The following is an 18460-nucleotide window of genomic DNA, read 5'->3' on the forward strand; positions in this document are numbered from 1 at the left end:
CGACTGACGCAGCTGGACGTGGGTCAGAGGAAGGCGGTGAGGCCGTCGAGGAGGCGGTCGACGTCGTCGGCGGTGTTGTAGGGGGCCAGGCCCACCCGCAGGGCGGGGTCCGTGAGCTTCAGCGCGGTGAAGGGCTCGTACGCGTAGAACGATCCGGCGGGTGCCAGCACGCCGCGGGTGGCCAGGTGGGCCTGGGCCTCGCGCGCGTCGCGGCCTTCGAGGGTCATCAGGACGGTCGGGGTGCGGTCGGGGGCCTTGGAGTGCAGGGTGAGGGCGTCGCCCAGGGCGTCGAGGCCCTCCTGCAGTCGTGTGCGCAGGGTCAGCTCGTGGTCGTGCAGGGAGTTCATGGACCGGGTCAGGCGCTCCCTGCGCGAGGCTTCCGTAGCGGTCGCACCGGTCGTACCGGTCGTACCGGCGTCCATCGCGGCGAGGAAGTCGACGGCGGCCGTGGCGCCCGCCAGGATCTCGTAGGGGAGCGTGCCGAACTCGAAGCGTTCGGGGACGGTGTCGGGGGAGGGCAGGAGCTTGTCGGGCCGCAGGGTCTCGAGGAGCCCGGGGGCTGCCGCGAGTACTCCGCAGTGCGGTCCGAGGAACTTGTACGGCGAGCAGACGAACAGGTCCGCCCCGAGGGCCGGTACGTCCACGAGGTGGTGCGCGGCGTAGTGCACGCCGTCCACGTACACCAGGGCTCCGACGGCGTGGGCCCGGTCGGCGAGGGCGCGGACGGGCGGCTTGGTGCCCAGCACGTTCGAGGCGGCCGTGACCGCGACCAGCCGGGTCCGGGGGGAGAGGGACCGCTCGTACGAGTCGAGGTCCAGCTCCGTCGTTTCGGCGTCGATCTCGATCCAGCGGACCGTCACCCCGGCGCGCTCGGCCGCCTGGACCCAGGGGCGGACGTTGGCGTCGTGGTCGAGGCGGCTGAGGACGATCTCGTCTCCCGCCGTCCAGCCCTTGGCCAGGTGGCGGGAGAAGTCGTAGGTGAGCTGGGTGGCGCTGCGGCCGTGGACGATGCCGCCCGCGGGCATGTGGAGCAGGTCGGCGTAGGCGGCGCGGAAGTCCGCGACCGCACGCTCGGCGTTGAGCTCGGACGGGCTGACGGTTCCCCGGTTGGACAAGGGGCCGGTCAGCGTCGCGGCGATGGCGTCGGCGACGGGGCGGGGGGTCTGCGTTCCGCCCGGTCCGTCGAAGTAGGCGAGGCCGGTGGCGAGCGAGGGGAAGTGGGCCCGCAGGGCGGTGAGGTCGAGGGCCATGGTCTCGGCTTTCTCTCGTTTCTCTCGGGCGGAGCGACCGCCTGGCATCGGGTGCCCCTTACTCTGGCGTCGACGTCACGACACGTAAAGCGATGGATCCCGAAGAGAAAGTTCATGATCCATGAAGTCTCAGCCGGATCTGAAGCTCCTGGCCACCTTCCTGGCCGTGGTGCGCCGGGGTTCGATGGCCGAGGCCGCGGTGGCGCTCGGCTATGTGCCCTCGGCGGTGTCCCAGCACATCGCCGCGCTGGAACGCGACCTGGGCATCGAACTGATCGTCCGCCGCCCGGGCAGCCGGCTGATCCTCACCGCGGCCGGCCGCTCCCTCGCCCAGGCGACCGAGACCCTCTTCGACGCGACCGCGCGCTTCCAGGACGCCGCCCACGGCATCGCGAACCGCGAGATCGCCGAACTGCGCGTCGGCGCCTAAGGGGGTGTTGTGAAAGTCCCGCACAGCACCCGCGGCGCCCGGCACGCGCCCTCGCCGCACCGGCCAAAGGCCCAAGTAGCTCCGCTACGAGGGCCTTCGTCCGGCACTCCCCCAGCCTTCGGCCGGGGGGACCCCCAGGGCACGCACCGGACACCGCGGGCACCGCACTGGACTTTCACAACACCCCCTACCCCAGCGCGATGAGCCATCTGTTCCCGAGGCTCCTGCCCACGCTCAAGGCCCGCCGCCCGGGGCCCCGGATCCGGCTCGTGGTCGTGGAGACGGACGAGGGGCTGCCGAGGGTGGCGTCGGGCGACATGGACCTGCTCGTCGCCTACCGCTATCTGCCCGAGGACCCGCCGGTCCCGTCGGAGGCGTTGACGATCACCGTCCTGGGGCGCGAACCGCTGGTCCTGGTCACGGGTGCCGAGCCGGGGCGCCGACGCCCGGTGGAGCTGGCCGCCTGCCTGGACCGGGAGTGGGTCTCGGGGCACCCGCACAACCCCGACCGGCGTCTGCTGCACCGCTGGGCCGGAGAACTCGGGATCGCGCCCGAGGTGACCTTGGAGACCGAGGACCTGCACGGCATGCTCGCCATGATCCGGGCCGGACTCGCGGTGGGCCTGATCCCGGCCACACTCCTCGGCGCGGGACACGACACCGGAATCGAGAGGGTGCTCCTGCCGGCCGGGACGGCACCGCTGCACCGGGAGGTCCTCGCCGTCAGCAGACCCGGTGCCCGCCCCCCGATCGTCGACGACCTCGTCACGCTCCTGGCCGCCGCCGTGGAGAGCGCGGTCGTCGGCCCGCCGTGAGCCCCCGGACCGCGGCCCCGGCACCGGCGAGCCGAGCGGGAGCCGGAACTGAACGCCCTCCGCGTCCGACTCGTAAGGAAAAGGCGGGATCAGCCAGGTGGGACGCGGGCGGTGATGCACATGCGGGGGTCAGGGGAGCGATCCTCGCGCTGCATGGCAGCATCGGGCGGCGTGACGGTGTCCCTGGCGGTGCGGAGCCTGCGTGCGGCGGTGTTCGCCGTGCTGTGCGTGCTGCTCGCCGCCGGGGGACATGCGCTGGCCACGGGTGTGGCGCCGCCGGTGCGGACGCAGGTCGTCGCGGGCCTGGCGGTCTTCGCGGCCGGCTGTCTGCTGGGCGGACGGGAGCGGTCGCTGCTCGGAATCGGGGGTGGGACGCTGGCGGCCCAGGGCGGGCTGCACTTCGCGTTCGCCGCGTCCCGGCAACCGCATGCCGTGATGGTCATGCACGGGATGCGGATGTCCCACGCCGGCGCCCACGCCCCGGTCCCGCACGCCACCGCCGCCCACGTCGGGGCGGCCCTGGTGCTGACCTGGTGGCTGCGGCGCGGGGAGGCGGCGCTGTGGTCGCTGCTGCGGTGGGCGGTCGCGTTCGTGCCGGGGCTCGCCGCCTGGTGGCAGGTGGCCGGGGGACGCCGGGGGATGCCGGGTGCGCCGGATCCCGTGCGCCTCGCCGCCGAGGGAGCGTGGTCGCCGCGGCCTGCGCGGTTGCGCCACGCCGTGCACCGGCGAGGGCCGCCGGCGGGGATGTCGTACGCGATCTGACACCCGACGTCCCTCCTCCCTCAGTACGGAGATCCACTCAGCCATGTCCACGACTCGTACCACCACCCTGCGCCGGGCCGGCGTCGTCGCCACCCTGGCCGCCGCCGGAGTCCTCGCCGCCGCCGGTGCCGCCTCCGCGCACGTCACCGTCCACCCCGAGAGCTACGCGAAGGGCGCCACCGACGGTGTCCTGACCTTCCGTGTCCCCAACGAGGAGGACACGGCGAGCACCACCGAGGTCCAGGTCTTCCTGCCCACCGACCACCCCCTCCTCGGCGTGCTCGTCTCGCCGCACGACGGCTGGACCGCCAAGGTGACGAACACCAAGCTCAAGACGCCGGTCAAGACCGACGACGGCACCATCACCGAGGCCGTCTCCGAGATCACCTGGACCGGCGGGAAGATCACCGCCGGGCAGTACGAGGACTTCGACGTGGCGTTCGGGCAGCTCCCCGACGACACCGACCGGCTCACGTTCAAGGCGCTGCAGACCTACTCGGACGGCAGGACCGTCCGCTGGATCGAGGCCGCTTCCTCCGGTGACGAGGAGCCGGAGAACCCGGCGCCGGTCGTCAAGCTCACGGCCGAGGGGGCGGAGGAGGGCGGCGACGCCTCGGCCGCCTCCGCGCCGGCGAGCACGAAGAGCGACACGAACCCGGCCTCCACCGCGGCCGGCAGTGACTCGACCGCCCGTGGGCTCGGCATCGCCGGGTTGATCGTCGGCGTGCTGGGGCTGGCCGCGGCGGCGTTCGCCGTCGTGCGCGGCCGTGCCGCCGCCGGATCCCGGGCGGAGTAGGACGAGCGCGCCCGCCCTGCCGCCCGTCCGTCCGGCGGCAGGGCGGGCAGCCGATGACCATCCGCCCCTCCTGTGACGCACGCCACACGAATCCCCCGGAACTCGGTCCTCCGTCGCTCCGACTACTGATGCGGTACGGCGCGATTCCGAACGACGCCGTACGACGTGACCTGGAGACACCGTTGATCGACGAGTCCCGGCAATCCTCCTTATCAGGCGTGACCGCGGTCCTGCGCAGGTTCTCGCTCCCGCCCGCTCTCTGCGGCTTTCTCCTGCTGCTGGCGCTGATCTTCGCGGTCTCCTACGCCGTCGGCGCCGCCGCGGGACCCGTCGCGCCCGGGATGCACGGCACCGACACCGGTACGAGCGGGACCGGCGGAGTGGGCGACGTCGGGGACATGGGAGGCACGGACGGCATGGACGGCATGGGCGGCATGGGCGGCATGCACGAGGGAGGCCGCTGATGAGCGCGGGCCCGGCGTCCACCACCTTGATCACGACGGACCTCGTCGTCGGCGGCATGACCTGCGCCGCGTGCGTGACCCGGGTGGAGAAGAAGCTCGGCAGGCTGGACGGGGTCACCGCGACCGTCAACCTGGCCACCGGGATGGCCCGCGTGAGTCATCCGGCGGGCGTCGGCCCGGACGAACTCGTCGCCACCGTCGAGAAGGCCGGCTACACGGCCGCCCTGCCCGAGCCGCCCAAGGCGGAGGAACCCGCGCGGGACGACGGCGACGAGTCCGAGGAGACCCGGCATGAGCGGCACCGGCTGCTGGTCACCGCCGTCCTCGCCCTGCCCGTGCTGGTGCTGTCGATGGTGCCCGCCCTGCAGGTCCGCAACTGGCAGTGGCTGTGCTTCGCGCTCGCCGCGCCCGTCGCGGTGTGGGGCGCCTGGCCCTTCCATGTGCGGGCGGTGCGGGGGCTGCGGCACTCGGCGGCCACCATGGACACGCTGGTGTCGCTGGGTGTGGCGGCGTCCTTCGCCTGGTCGTCGTACGCGCTCTTCCTCGGGGGTGCCGGTGATCCGTGGATGCGGATGCCGTTCACGCTCGTGCCCGCCGCCTCGGACGGCGTCGCGCACATCTACCTGGAAGCGGCCGTCGGCGTACCGCTGTTCGTGCTCGCCGGGCGGTTCCTGGAGGCGCGGGCCCGGCGCGGGACCGGGGAGGCCTTGCGGTCGCTGGCCCGGCTCGCCGCCAAGGAGGTCTCGGTCCGTGCGGGCGACGGCTCCGAACGGCAGATCCCCATCGAGGAGTTGAGGGCCGGGCAGGTCTTCGTCGTCCGGCCGGGAGAGCGGGTCGCCACCGACGGGCGGGTGACGGAGGGCAGTTCGGCCGTGGACCTGTCCCTGGTCACCGGCGAGAGCGAACCCGTGGAGGTCGGACCGGGCTCCCCGGTCGTCGGCGGGGCGGTCAACGCCGGCGGGCTGCTGCTCGTCCGGGCGACGGCCGTCGGCGCCGACACCCAGCTCGCCCGGATCGCCCGGCTGGTGACCGAGGCGCAGGCCGGGAAGGCGCGGGCGCAGCGGCTGGCGGACTCGGTGGCGGGGGTCTTCGTGCCGGTCGTGCTGGCGCTGGCCGTGACCGCGCTCGGGTTCTGGCTGGGCGCGGGGGCCGATCCGCAGGCGGCGATCACCGCGTGCGTGGCGGTGCTCGTCGTCGCGTGCCCGTGCGCGCTGGGGCTCGCGACCCCGACCGCGCTGATGGCCGCGACGGGGAGGGGCGCCCAGTTGGGTGTGCTCGTCACGGGTCCGCAGGCGCTGGAGGGGCTGCGGCATCTCGACGCCGTCGTGCTCGACAAGACCGGCACGCTCACCACCGGCCATATGACCGTCGCCCGGGTCACCGCCGTACCGGACGGGCTCGGGAGCGAGGCGGTGCTGCGGCTGGCGGGGGCCGTGGAACAGGGCTCGGAGCATCCGCTCGGCCGGGCCGTCAGCGCCTGCGCGCGGCGCGAGTCGGGCCAGGAGCGGCTCCCGGACGTCAGTGAGTTCAGCGCCCTGCCGGGGCGCGGGGTGCGGGGGCGCGTCGAGGGACGGCTCGTCGAGGTCCTGGCGCCCGACGACGACCTGCCCGCCGTTCTCGCGGACGCGCTGGCCGACACCGAGACCACGGCACGGACGCCCGTGGTGGTCCGGGTGGACGGCGCAGCGGAGGCCCTGATCGAGATCGGGGATGTCGTACGGCCCGGCAGCCACCACGCGGTGGACCGGCTGCGCAGGCTCGGAGTGCGGCCCGTGCTCGCCACCGGTGACCGCGAGGCGCCCGCCGAGGCCGTCGCGAAGGCGCTCGGTATCGACGAGGTGCACGCCCGGTGCACGCCCGAGCGCAAGGCCGAACTCGTACGGGAGCTGAAGGAGCAGGGGTACCGGGTCGCGGTCGTCGGCGACGGGGTGAACGACGCCGCCGCGCTGGCCGGTGCCGACCTCGGCATCGCCATGGGCAGCGGTACGGACGTGGCCATCGGCGCCGCCGACGTGACGCTCGTGCGTGGCGACATCGAAGCCCTCGCGGACGCGGTCCGCCTCGCCCGGCGCACGCTGGGCACGATCCGCGTCAACCTGCTGTGGGCCTTCGGCTACAACGTCGTCACCGTCCCGCTCGCCATGGTCGGCCTGCTCAACCCGATGCTCGCCGCGGCCGCCATGTCGGCCAGCTCGGTGCTGGTGGTCGCCAACAGCCTGCGGCTGCGCGCCTGGCAGCCCTCGCCCGCGACCTCCATCGCCCGGAGACACAGCCGATGACCGCGCGACCGACGTGGCGGCCGACCCGCCGCCGGCTCACCGACACGCTGCTCGCCGCCCTCGCTCCCGTCGCCGCCTGCGGGCTCGCCCTCGGCGCACTGAGCACCTGGACGGCCTACGGCAACGCCGGCAGCCCCGCCCGGATCAAGGTCACCGACGGCAAGGTGTTCGAGCCCGTGGGCGACACCCCGGTCACGGCGGCCTTCTTCCGGATCACCAACGGCGGGGGTGCCGCGGACCGGCTGCTGAAGGTGACGACCGCCGAGGCCGGCGGCGGCGCGCCCACCTTGAACCGGCACGTCATGACCGGTTCCAACACCGCGTCCGACCGTACGGTGGACTCCGTCGCCGTCCCGGCCGGAGGCACCGTCGCCATGTCCCCGGACAGCGTCGACGTCATAGTGCCGGTGAAGCAGGACTGGCGGTCGGGTGACCTCGTCGCGTTCACCCTGCACTTCGAGCACAGCGGGGCGGTGAGGACCCTCGCGGTGGTCGTGCGTCCGGGCCAGGACGGCACCTGACGTCCCGCCGTCCTCAACTACCGCCGCAGTAAAGGGAATTGATTCGAAGAAGCCGGGAACTCGAGCCTGCCCGCGACCGACTACTAGTCCGTGACACCAGAGATGGAGAGCGCCTTCGCCGCGATCCGGGCCGAGTTCGGCGCCGGATCGATCACCCGGGTCGAACGGATGCTGGAGCCGGGCGGCGGGGGCGAACGGCATCCGCTGCAGAAGGCGGCCAAATGGATCATGCCGGGGCTGTCCCCGACCCCCTGGCACGATCCCTACGCCCACGCCGAGATCGCGCCCGTCGTCCACGCGCTGGAAGCCGGCCATCAGGCGATCAAGAAAGAGCTGAACGCCGCCTGGGAGGCCCGCCGGGAGGCGTTCTCGGACTACGAGCACTATCTGACCCGGCAGGAGAACTGGCAGGCCCTCTACCTCTTCCGTGACGGAGGACTGGTCGAGGAGTCGGCCGCCACGGTTCCGACCGCCTACCGGCTGCTGAAGGACGCGGCCGTCGACACCGAGAAGATCTGCCCGCTCCTGGAATGCCATTTCTCCACCCTGTTGCCGGGCGCCGTCATCGACCCCCACTGCGATCTGTGGAACTTCAGCATCAACCTGCACCTCGCCGTGGACATCCCCGACGGGTGCGGCATCACGGTCGCCGGACAGACCCGCTCCTGGGAGGAGGGCAAGTGCCTGCTCTTCGACTACTCCTTCGAGCACGAGGCGCGCAACGACGGCACCCGCCCCCGAACCTGCCTGCTCATCGACCTCTGGCACCCCGAGACGACCGTCCCGGAGCGCAGGGCGCTGGTCGCCCTCATCACCGAGATCCGCCGGCTCATGGAGAGGGGGTGAGGAAGGGTGTCTCTGCTGGTGCTGGCATTGGGGCAGCTCGTCGTCTCGCTCGACTACAACATCGTGTACGTCGCCCTGCCGGACATCGGCGCGGGGCTGGGCTTCTCCGACCACGCGCTGCAGTGGGTGGTGAGTGCCTACGTCGTGGCGACGGGCGGCTTCCTGCTGCTGGGCGGACGGGCCGCCGACCTGCTGGGCCGGCGCCGGATGTTCGTCCTCGCGGCGCTGCTGTACGCGGGCTCGTCGCTGGTGGGCGGTCTGTCGGAGTCGCCCGGTGTCCTGGTGGCCGTACGGGCGGTGCAGGGCGTCGGCGGGTCCCTCTTGTTCCCGGCGACGCTGTCCCTGATCAACACCCTGTACGAGGAGGGGCCCGCCCGGAACCGGGCCCTGGCGGTGTGGGGCGCGGCGGGGGCCGGCGGGCTCTGCTTCGGGTCCCTGCTGGGCGGGGTGCTGGTGGAGGCGTTCGGCTGGCCGTCGGTGTTCTTCGTCAACGTGCCCCTCGCGGGCGCCCTCGCGGTGGCCGGCCTGCTGCTCTTCCCGGCGGACGGGCCGCGGGACCGTACGCGGCGCTTCGACGTGACGGGCGCGCTGACCGCCACGGGCGGGATCACCCTCCTGGTGTTCCTGCTGGTGCAGGCTCCGGCGGAGGGCTGGGGCACACCCGCCGCCCTCACGAGCGCGGCGCTGTCCGTCTGCCTGCTGGCGCTCTTCGCCGTCGTGGAGCTGCGGTCGCGTGAACCGCTCGTACCGGCACGGATGTTCGCGCACCGCGGGCTGCTGGTGGCGATGGGGGTCACCGCGCTGTTCAGCGCCACCTTCAGTTCGGTGCCGTACTTCCTCACCCTGTACTTCCGGACCGTCCACGGCTACAGCGCGTTCGCGACCGGGCTGGCGTTCCTCGTGCCGGCCGTGGTGGTTGCCGTGGGCACCCAGGCCGGGGAGCGGGCCGTGTCCGCCTTCGGCATGCGCCGCATGCTGGTGGGCGGTATGGCGCTGGGCGCCGCCGGAGCCGCGGCCCTCGGGTCGGCGCTCACCTCGGACGGCTCCTACGCGAGACTCCTGCCGGGGATCGTGCTGCTGGGCCTCGGACAGGGCGCCGCCTGGACGGGGATGTGGATCGCCGCCGCCACCGGAGTGGCCGCCGGTGACCAGGGAGTCGCCTCCGGACTGGCGTCGACCACCCTTCAGGTCGGCGGCGCGGTGGGCCTCGCCGTGCTGGTCGCGCTCGCCGGTGGCGTCGGGCAGAGCACCTCCGGTCCCGGGCTCCTCGACGGCATCCGTACGGCTGTCTTCGCCGTCGCGGCCGGTATCGGCTGCGGCGCGCTCGCGCTCCTCGTCGGTCCCAGGGTCACGAACGGTCCCAGGGCCACGAAACCGTAGACCCTCGCCTTTTACGTCTCCCGCCTTTTACGTCTCCCGTCTTTTACCTCTCCCGTCCGTTCCGTCCTCCGTCATGCCTGGAGTACCCCCATGCTTCCTCCTGCCGCCGGTTCCCTCGTGCCTCCGGCCGCCGTCCTGTGCGGGCTGGCCGGACGGGTGCCGTCCCGGGTGGTCACCAACGACCACCTCGCGCGGCGACTCGACACCGACGACACATGGATCCGCACCCGGACCGGGATCCGGCAGCGGCATGTCGTCGAGCCCGGGCAGGCCACCTCCGACCTGGCCGTGGAGGCGGGCCGCCTGGCGCTCGCCTCCGCCGGAACGGACACCGTCGACGCCGTCGTCGTCGCCACGACCACCCCGGACCACCCCTGCCCGGCCACCGCCCCCGCGGTCGCCGCACGGCTCGGTCTGGCGGGAGTGGCCGCCTTCGACATCAGCGCGGTGTGCACCGGGTTCGTCTACGGCCTCGCCTCCGCCGCCGGGCTGATCGCGGCCGGCGTGGCCGAACGCGTCCTGCTCATCGGGGCGGACACCTACTCCACGATCGTGGACCCCCTGGACCGCGCCAACGCGATCATCTTCGGCGACGGCGCCGGAGCCGTCGTCCTGCGTGCCGGGCACCCCGACGAGCCCGGCGCCGTCGGCCACTTCGACCTCGGCAGCGACGGCACCCACGAGGACCTGATCACCGTCGCGGCCGGCGGCTCACGGCAACGCTCCCGGCCGGGTGAACCGAGCTGCGAGGAGCGGCACTTCGCCATGCGCGGCAGGGAGGTCTACCGGCACGCGGTGACCCGGATGGCGCAGTCGGCGCGGGCCACGCTGTCCCGGGCCGGCTGGAAGACCGACGACGTCGACCACTTCGTACCGCACCAGGCGAATCTGCGGATCCTGCACTCGGTGGCCGACGACCTCGGGCTGCCGCGCGAGCGGTGTGTGACGCAGGTCGAGTCGGTCGGCAACACGGGTGCCGCGTCCATCCCGCTCGCGCTCGCCGACTCGGCCGCGCGCCAGGCCGTCCGGCCCGGCGACCGGCTGCTGCTCACCGCCTTCGGAGGCGGCCTCACCTGGGGCTCCTGCCTCCTGACCTGGCCCTCGCTTCCCCGACAGGAACGGACGACCTCATGACCACCACCTACGAGCAACTCGTCGACATCCTCACGAGACTGCACGACGCCCCGGCCGACCGGATCCGCCCCGAGGCGACCCTCGGCGAACTGGACGTCGACTCGCTGACGACGGTCGAGATCAGCATCCACATCGAGCGGGACCTCAAAGTCGCCGTCGGTGACGACGAACTCGAGCCCGAGCTGACCCTCGGCGAGATCGCCCGTCTCGTCGACACCAGGCAAGCAGCCGTCTGACCCACCGAAGGAAGAAGCAGCCATGCAGATCAAGGACCAGCCCGGCAGCGCGATCGGCGCAAGCGTCGAGGGCTTCGACCACACCACCGCCTCGGACGCCGACATCGCGGAGCTCAAGCACACCGTCTACACGAAGAAGATCGCCCTCCTGAAGGGGCAGGACCTCTCCCCACGGGAGTTCCTCGCGCTCGGCAAGCGGCTGGGCCGCCCGGAGACGTACTACGAGCCGATGTACAAGCACCCTGAGGTCCCGGAGATATTCGTCTCCTCCAATGTGCCGCAGGACGGCAAGCAGATCGGTGTCCCGAAGACCGGAAAGTTCTGGCACGCCGACTACCAGTTCATGCCGGACCCCTTCGGTATCACGCTGATCCATCCGCAGGTCATTCCGGAGAAGAACCGCGGCACGTATTTCATCGACATGGGCCGGGCGTACGAGAAACTGCCCGATGAGTTGAAGAAGGAGATCGCCGGAACCTCCTGCAAGCACTCCGTGCGCAAGTACTTCAAGATACGGCCGCACGACGTCTACCGGCCCCTCTCCGAGATCATCGAGGAGGTCGAGCGCAAGACCCCGGCCGTCACCCAGCCGACCACCTTCACCCACCCCATGACCGGCGAGACCGTCCTCTACATCAGCGAGGGCTTCACCGTCGGCATCGAGGACGCGGACGGCGAGCCGCTCGACGAGGAACTGCTCAAGCGGCTGTTCGAGGCGACCGGCCAGCTCGACGAGACCTTCGAGCACGACGGCATCCACCTGCAGACCTTCGAGCAGGGCGACCTGCTGGTCTGGGACAACCGCAGTCTGATCCACCGCGCCCGGCACACCACCACGCCCGAGCCGACCGTCTCCCACCGCGTCACCGTGCACGACGAACACAAGCTCCACGACGGGATCAGGGCGGCATGACGGACGAGGCTCTGCTGGCGCGGGTACTGACCCCGTACAAGGGACACTGCAAGTACCTGCGCTCGGCCGTCGTGACGGAAACGGACGGTCGCGTAGCCGCCCGCTGCGAGTTCGAGATACCCGAGTCGTGCTACATCGACGACACCGGCCATCTGAATTCCGTCGAGGTGAACATCTGCTACAACCAGATGATGTATTACCTCGTCGCCAAGTCCGTGCAGGAAAGGCTGGGTACGGGGTTCGCGTCCTGGACGCTGGACGACTTCTTCGAGCACCAGCTGCCGGACATTCTCATCGCCCGTTTCTCGTCGACCTTCCGGCGCCCGGTCGACCCCCGTGCCTTCTTGGGGGAGATGGAGTTCCGGTCCGTCACCCGGCGCGCCCCGGCCGGCGGCGCCCCGTTCCTGCACGCCGAGACCGCCTTCCGCTACTGGGACGCCGGATCGGGCCGTTGCGACGGCGAGGCGACCCTCGCGTTCGTCAACGTCCCCTAACGCCGAAGGGTTCGCCCATGAAGACGCTCGTCCAGACCACCCGCCACCACGCCGAGCGCCGACCGGACCACCCGGCCGTGCTCTGCGAGGGCCGCAGCCTGACCTACGGCGACCTGCACCACGAGAGCAACCGCGTCGCCCACGCCCTCCGGGCGGCCGCGCTCGCCCCCGGTGACCGGGTCGCCTACCTCGGCAAGGAGTCCGAGCACTACTACGAGATCCTCTTCGGCTGTGCCAAGACCGGCACGGTCCTGGTGCCCGTCAACTGGCGGCTCACCGCACCCGAGGTCAGCCACATCCTGCGGGACTCCGGCACCCGGCTGCTGTTCGTGGAGGAGGAGTTCGCCAAGGCCGTCGAGTCGGAGCCCGAAACCGTCGTACACCTGGGCTCCCTGGAGGAATGGCGCGCACCGCACCCGGACCACGACACCGGGTTCGAGGCCACCCCCGACACCCCCGTCGCCCAGCTCTACACCAGCGGCACCACCGGCCTGCCCAAGGGCGTGGTCCTCGCCCACCGCAGCTTCTTCGCGATCCGCGACGCCCTGGCGCGCGAGGGCCTGGACTGGATCGACTGGCGGGCCGACGACATCGCCCTCGTCGGCATCCCCGGCTTCCACATCGGCGGCCTGTGGTGGGCCACGCAGAACTTCAACGCGGGGACGACCGTCGTGGCGATGCGCGCCTTCGAGGCCCGCCGGGCCGTCGACCTCATCCGCGACCTCGGCATCACCACCGCCTGCGTGGTCCCCGCGATGCTGCGCATGATGCTCACCGAACCCGGTGTCGGCGCGAAGGACTTCACCACCCTGCGCAAGACGGTCTACGGCGGCTCCCCGATCTCCGAGGCCCTGCTGGAGGAGAGTCTCGCCGTCGTGGACTGCGCGTTCGCCCAGATCTACGGGCTCACCGAGACCGGCAACACCGCCGTCTGCCTGCCCCCGGCCGCCCATGTCCCCGGGGGCTCCCTCATGCAGGCCGCCGGACGGCCGTACCCGGGTGTCCGGGTCAAGGTGATCGACGGCGACGGCCGCGAACTCCCGCCGGGCGCGGTGGGGGAGGTCTGCCTGGCCACGCCCGCCCACATGGTCGAGTACTGGGGCCTGCCGGACAGGACGGCCGAGACCCTCGTCGACGGCTGGATCCACACCGGAGACGCCGGCTACCTCGACGAGGACGGCTACCTCTTCATCCGCGACCGCATCAAGGACGCCGTCCTCGTCGCCGGCGAGAACGTCTACCCCGCCGAGATCGAGAACGTCCTCGAAGCGCACCCGGGCGTCACCGAGGCGGTCGTCGTCGGGGCCCCCGACGAACGCTGGGGCGAGTACGTGCACGCCTTCGTCGTCCCCGATCCCGAGCAGCCGCCCACCCCACGCGACCTGCACACCTTCCTCGTCCCGCGGCTCGCGAGCTTCAAGCTGCCCGCCCGCTACGAGTTCATCGACCACGTCCCTCGCAACCCCAGCGGAAAGATCCTCCGCCGCGAACTGCGCGACCGCTTCTGGGGCGAGGCCGCCCGCAAGGTCAACTGACCCCCGCCCCTTCGGAGAGAGAACGACATGCCCGCTCCCCTCACGCCGGAAGGCTTCCGCGCCGACCTGGCGGAGTACCTGTACCTGCGGCCCGACGAGGTCGACCTCGACGAGAACCCCCTCCACGCCGGACTGGACTCCCTGCGCATCACCACGCTCATGGAGCGGTGGCGGGCGACCGGCGTGGACATCACCTTCGTCGAACTCGCCGAGCGCACCTCGTTCGCCCAGTGGTGGCAGCTGCTCTCCGCCCGGCAGGGGGACGCCCCATGACGGTGCGCCATCCGCTGCTGGCGGCCCAGGAAGGCGTCTGGACCGGCCAGCGGCTCGACCCGGACAGCCCCGCCTACAACACGGCCGAGTACGTCCACATCCACGGACCCGTGGACGAGACCGTCTTCGCCACCGCCCTGCGCCACGTCGTCGCGGAGACGGAGGCCCTGAACGTCGCCTACGTCGTCGACGACGAGGGCCGGCCCTGGGAGACGGTCACCCCCGTCGGAGACTGGCGTCCGCACACCGCGGACCTCACCGCCGTACCCGACCCGCACGCGGCTGCCCTGGCCTGGATGGACGAGGACCTGGCCCGTCCCGTCGAGCTGACCCGCGGTCCCGTCTTCGGCCACGCCCTGCTGCGGATCGCACCGCGGGAGTACCTCTGGTACCACCGCGTCCATCACATCGCCCTCGACGGCTTCGGCCTGTCGCTGGTCGCCCGCCGCGTCGCCCAGGTCTACACGGCCCTGACGGCGGGCGAGCCGGTGCCGGAGAACGGCTTCGGCGCCCTAGCCTCGGTACGCGACGAGGAACGCGCCTACCGCGAGTCGCCGCGCTTCGCCCAGGACCGCGCCCACTGGACGGACCGGTACGCCGACCGTCCGTCCGTCGCGACCCCCGCCGGCCGTACGGCCCTGCCCGCCCGCACCTTCCACCGCCGCGTCGCCGACCTCGACGCGGCACGGACGGAGACTCTGCGTGCCGTCGCCCGCGACCTGAAGGTCACCTGGTCCGAGGTCCTGCTGGCGGTCACGGCGGCCCGGCTGCACCACATGACCCGTGCGCCGGAGATCGTGCTCAGCCTCCCGGCGATGGGCCGCCTCGGCTCGGTCTCCCTGCGGGTGCCCTGCATGGTCCGCAACATCCTGCCCCTGCGCGTCCCCGTCGGCCCCGGAGACAGCCTGCGCGACCTCGCCGCCCGGATCTCCGGCGAACTCCGCTCCGGCCTGCCCCACCAGCGCTACCGCTACGAGCAGCTGCGCCGCGACCTCGGACTCGTCGGCGGACAGCGCCGGCTGTCCGGACCGGGCGTCAACATCATGCCCTTCGCCTACGACCTGCGCTTCGCCGGACACCGCAGCACGGTCCACAACGTCTCAGCCGGTCCCGTCGACGACCTCTCCGTCAACGTCTACGACCGCTCCGAGGGCGCGGGCCTGCGCATCGCCGTGGACGCCCACCCCGACCTCTACACCCGGGCGGACGTCGCCGCGTTCCAGGAGGGACTGCTCGCTCTGCTCGGGGAGGCCGTCGCCGCGCCCGACCGCCCCCTCCGTGAGCTGCGTGCGGGCGCGGCCGTCGCCGTTCCCGTCCTGGACGGCGGGCCGCTGCCCGGCCCGGCACGCCCGGTGCTCGGTCTGATCGCCGACCACGCGGCCCGGCGCGGTGGATCGGTCGCCGTCGAGCAGGGCGGGCGGAGCATCACGTACGCCCAGCTGTTCGGCTCGGCACGCGAACTCGCCCGCCGACTCGCGGCCCGCGGCGCCGGCCCCGGCGAGCTGGTGGCCGTGGCTCTCCCACGCGGCATCGACGCGGTCACCGCCGTCCTCGGCGTCCTGCTGTCCGGCGCCGCCTACTGCCCGCTCGACCCGGCCGCGCCACCGGCCCGCAGGGCGGAGCTGCCGGCCGAAGCCCGGCCCGCGCTCGTCCTCACCACCGGTGACCGTGCCGACGACTTCGCCGACCACGCCGTACTCCTTCTGGACGGACCGGACGCCGAGCCGACGGCCACCCAGCCGCCCGCACCGACCCCGGACGACCTCGCCTACCTCCTGCACACCTCGGGCTCCACCGGCCGTCCCAAGGGCGTGGAGATCGGCCACCGGGCCCTCGCCCGTTTCGTCGCGGGCGCCACCCACCGCTACGGCATCCGACGCGACGACCGGGTCCTGCAGTTCGCACCCCTGCACTTCGACACCAGCATCGAGGAAATCCTCCTCACCTTGTGCTCGGGCGCCACACTCGTCGTCCGGGCCGACGACATGACCGACTCCGTCCCCGCCTTCCTGGACAGCTGCGCCCGGCTGCGGATCAGCTTCCTCGACCTGCCCACGGCCTACTGGCACGAGGTGGCCTACACCGTCTCGACCGGCACCGCCGCCCTGCCCGCCGGCGTGCGGACCGTCGTCATCGGCGGCGAGGCGGCCCTGCCCGAACGGGTCGACCGCTGGCGCGAGGCCGTCGGCACCTCGGTGCGGCTGCTGAACACCTACGGCCCGACCGAGGCCACCGTGGTCGCCACCGTCGCCGACCTCCACGACCCCGCCCTCGCCCCGGGGGACGTCCCCATCGGACGGCCGCTGCCCGGCACCCGCGCCGCGGTCGTCGACGGCGAACTCCACCTCCTGGGCGACAACCTGGCCGACGGCTACCGGGGAGACCCGCCGGACGCCTCCCGTTTCGCGCCCCTGGACGCGCTCCCCGGAGCCCCCCGCGCCTACCGCACCGGCGACCGGGTCCGGATCGGTGACGACGGGCAACTGCGCTACCTGGGCCGGACGGACTCCGAGTTCAAGATCAGCGGACATCGGGTGCACCCCGCCGAGGTCGAGAGCGCCCTCCTGGCCGTCCCGGGCGTCCGTGACGCCGCCGTCGTGGGGCAGGTGCTGCGGGACGGGACGCGGCGGCTCGTCGCACACGTCGTCCCGGACGGCCCCGCCCCGGCCGTGGCCGCGCTCAGGGCCCACCTCCGTCCCACGCTTCCCGCCGCGATGATCCCGTCCGCCTTCGAGTTCCAGGACCGACTGCCCCGGACGGGGTCAGGAAAGATCGACAGGAAGGCACTCGCCACACCGCCCCCCGACCCCGGTACGCACGCGGCCGCGCCCGACAGCACCCTGGAGCGCACCATCGCCGCCGTCTGGCAACGGGCACTCGGCGTGGCCTCGCTCTCCGCGACGGACGACGTGTTCGACCTCGGAGCCCAGTCCCTCCAGGCCATCCAGGTCGCCAACCGCCTCGGCGTCGAACTGGGCCGCGATCTGAAGGTCGCCTGGCTCTTCCAGCACTCCACCCCCGCCGAACTCGCACGCTTCCTGCGGCAGCAGGCACGGTCGACAGCTCCCGGCCTCCCGGAGAGGCTGCTCGCCGACACCGCCCTCGACCCGGACATCCGCCCCGGCGCGTGCCCTCGCCCGCACGGCACACCGGACCGGATCCTCCTCACCGGAGCCACCGGCTTCGTCGGCGTCCACCTGCTCGCCGAACTCCTGACCCGCACCGGCGCGGAAGTCGTCTGCACCGTCCGGGCCGCGACCCCCGACGAGGCCACCGCCCGCATCCACCAGGCCCTGGAAACCCAGCGGATCCACCTCCCGGACACGGCCCACGAGCGCGTCACCGCCCTTCCCGCGGACCTCGCGCGACCCCGGCTCGGCCTGGAGGAGCCCGTCCTCGCCGAACTGGCCGACACCTGCGGAGCGATCTTCCACAACGCGGCGACCGTCAGCATCATGCGCGACTACGCCACCCTCCGCGCCGCCAACACCGAATCCACGAGGGAGCTGCTGCGCCTGGCGGCCCCGCGCTCGGTTCCCCTGCACTTCGTGTCGACCCTCTCCGTCGCCCCGCCGCTCGCCCTCGCCACCGAGGTACCCGAGGCGTTCCTCCCGGCCCACCCCGGACTGCGCTACGGCTACCAGCAGTCGAAGTGGGCGGCCGAGCGCCTCCTGGAACAGGCCGCCGAGCGGGGGCAGCCGGTCACCGTGCACCGCCTCGGCCGCGTCGTCGGCCCGGCCTCCACCGGCTACGTCAACGAACGGGACTTCCTGTGGAGCGTCCTGCGCGCGGGGATACCCGCCGGCTCGGTCCCCGACCTGTTCGAGGAGGAGACCTGGACCCCCGTCGACCACGTCGCCCAAGCCCTCGTCCACCTCTGTCTCGGCCGACCGGACGCCCTCGTCTTCCACCACGCCTCCACGCCACCGGTGCGGCTGAGCGATCTCTACGACTGGCTGGAGGAGTACGGCTACCCGCTGCGGCGCCTCCCGCTGGACCGGTGGCGTGCCGAGGTACCGCGTTCCTCCGGTGTCGCGGCGACCACGCTGGCCTTCTTCGACTCCTGGGGCACGGAGGGCGACCTACGGCTGGGACACGTCCGCGCCGACAACGTCGTGACCGGTCTGCGCGGCAGCGGCATCACGTGTCCGCCCGCCGACCGGGACCTCGTCTTCCGCTACCTCGACCACTGCGTCACCGCGGGCGTGCTGCCCGCCCCGGCCGGTCGAACGAGTCATCTGCCAAGCCCCGCAAAGTAGTTGGGAATCTCCGGGAACTCACGGGCTCGGCTCCCCGACTACTGGAACAGAGCCCGTCGCCTCACGACCGCCC

17 protein-coding genes are annotated in these 18460 nt (G+C 72.5%); 16 read left to right on the forward strand and 1 reads right to left on the reverse strand.

Annotated elements, in window-relative coordinates; all coding sequences use genetic code 11:
* Positions 1 to 23 precede the first annotated feature (23 nt).
* Entirely contained in the window at positions 24 to 1250 is a 1227-nt protein-coding gene (locus tag ACIRF9_RS03510) for a cysteine desulfurase-like protein (RefSeq protein WP_403815574.1), read from the reverse strand.
* 121 nt (positions 1251 to 1371) lie between these two features.
* Between ACIRF9_RS03510 and ACIRF9_RS03515 the strand changes: the two genes are divergently transcribed.
* The 16 genes from ACIRF9_RS03515 (at position 1372) to ACIRF9_RS03590 (ending at position 18387) form a co-directional block, all read left to right on the forward strand.
* On the forward strand, positions 1372 to 1680 hold the full coding sequence (locus ACIRF9_RS03515; protein WP_403815577.1) for a LysR family transcriptional regulator: 309 nt from the start codon (positions 1372 to 1374) through the stop codon (positions 1678 to 1680).
* Between the two features lie 200 nt (positions 1681 to 1880).
* Positions 1881 to 2495: a LysR substrate-binding domain-containing protein gene (locus tag ACIRF9_RS03520; protein WP_403815580.1), complete on the forward strand. Its 615-nt coding sequence runs from the start codon at positions 1881 to 1883 to the stop codon at positions 2493 to 2495.
* A 153-nt stretch (positions 2496 to 2648) separates the two neighbouring features.
* Complete coding sequence (locus ACIRF9_RS03525; protein ID WP_403815583.1) at positions 2649 to 3257, forward strand: hypothetical protein; 609 nt, start codon at positions 2649 to 2651, stop codon at positions 3255 to 3257.
* Positions 3258 to 3300: 43 nt separating this feature from the next.
* Positions 3301 to 4053, forward strand: a complete 753-nt coding sequence (locus ACIRF9_RS03530) for a YcnI family protein (protein WP_403815586.1) — start codon at positions 3301 to 3303, stop codon at positions 4051 to 4053.
* A 185-nt stretch (positions 4054 to 4238) separates the two neighbouring features.
* Entirely contained in the window at positions 4239 to 4517 is a 279-nt protein-coding gene (locus tag ACIRF9_RS03535) for a hypothetical protein (protein WP_403816113.1), read from the forward strand.
* Positions 4517 to 6796, forward strand: coding sequence for a heavy metal translocating P-type ATPase (locus tag ACIRF9_RS03540; RefSeq protein ID WP_403815589.1), 2280 nt, complete (start codon positions 4517 to 4519; stop codon positions 6794 to 6796). Before ACIRF9_RS03535 ends, ACIRF9_RS03540 begins: the two co-directional genes overlap by 1 nt.
* Positions 6793 to 7317 (forward strand): copper chaperone PCu(A)C, encoded by a 525-nt coding sequence (locus tag ACIRF9_RS03545; protein ID WP_403815592.1) that lies wholly within the window; start codon positions 6793 to 6795, stop codon positions 7315 to 7317. Before ACIRF9_RS03540 ends, ACIRF9_RS03545 begins: the two co-directional genes overlap by 4 nt.
* Before the next feature lie 90 nt (positions 7318 to 7407).
* Entirely contained in the window at positions 7408 to 8163 is a 756-nt protein-coding gene (locus ACIRF9_RS03550) for an aspartyl/asparaginyl beta-hydroxylase domain-containing protein (protein WP_403815595.1), read from the forward strand.
* A gap of 6 nt (positions 8164 to 8169) precedes the next feature.
* Positions 8170 to 9543 carry an MFS transporter gene (locus ACIRF9_RS03555; RefSeq protein WP_403815598.1) on the forward strand — a complete coding sequence of 458 codons (1374 nt, stop codon included), beginning with the start codon at positions 8170 to 8172 and terminating at the stop codon, positions 9541 to 9543.
* A gap of 90 nt (positions 9544 to 9633) precedes the next feature.
* On the forward strand, positions 9634 to 10677 hold the full coding sequence (locus ACIRF9_RS03560; RefSeq protein ID WP_403815601.1) for a beta-ketoacyl-ACP synthase III: 1044 nt from the start codon (positions 9634 to 9636) through the stop codon (positions 10675 to 10677).
* Positions 10674 to 10913 (forward strand): acyl carrier protein, encoded by a 240-nt coding sequence (locus tag ACIRF9_RS03565; RefSeq protein ID WP_403815604.1) that lies wholly within the window; start codon positions 10674 to 10676, stop codon positions 10911 to 10913. The genes ACIRF9_RS03560 and ACIRF9_RS03565 overlap by 4 nt, the downstream gene beginning before the upstream one ends.
* A gap of 22 nt (positions 10914 to 10935) precedes the next feature.
* Complete coding sequence (locus tag ACIRF9_RS03570) at positions 10936 to 11826, forward strand: TauD/TfdA dioxygenase family protein (protein WP_403815606.1); 891 nt, start codon at positions 10936 to 10938, stop codon at positions 11824 to 11826.
* Positions 11823 to 12320 (forward strand): FcoT family thioesterase, encoded by a 498-nt coding sequence (locus ACIRF9_RS03575; RefSeq protein WP_403815609.1) that lies wholly within the window; start codon positions 11823 to 11825, stop codon positions 12318 to 12320. The genes ACIRF9_RS03570 and ACIRF9_RS03575 overlap by 4 nt, the downstream gene beginning before the upstream one ends.
* Positions 12321 to 12337: 17 nt before the next feature.
* Positions 12338 to 13855, forward strand: coding sequence for a long-chain-fatty-acid--CoA ligase (locus ACIRF9_RS03580; RefSeq protein ID WP_403815612.1), 1518 nt, complete (start codon positions 12338 to 12340; stop codon positions 13853 to 13855).
* Between the two features lie 27 nt (positions 13856 to 13882).
* A complete protein-coding gene (locus ACIRF9_RS03585) occupies positions 13883 to 14128 on the forward strand; it encodes a phosphopantetheine-binding protein (protein WP_403815615.1) in 246 nt (81 codons plus the stop codon).
* Positions 14125 to 18387, forward strand: coding sequence for an amino acid adenylation domain-containing protein (locus tag ACIRF9_RS03590; RefSeq protein ID WP_403815618.1), 4263 nt, complete (start codon positions 14125 to 14127; stop codon positions 18385 to 18387). Before ACIRF9_RS03585 ends, ACIRF9_RS03590 begins: the two co-directional genes overlap by 4 nt.
* Positions 18388 to 18460: the final 73 nt, after the last annotated feature.

Origin of the sequence: Streptomyces sp. NPDC096132 (assembly GCF_044763345.1) — a bacterium.
Taxonomy (GTDB): Bacteria; Actinomycetota; Actinomycetes; order Streptomycetales; family Streptomycetaceae; genus Streptomyces.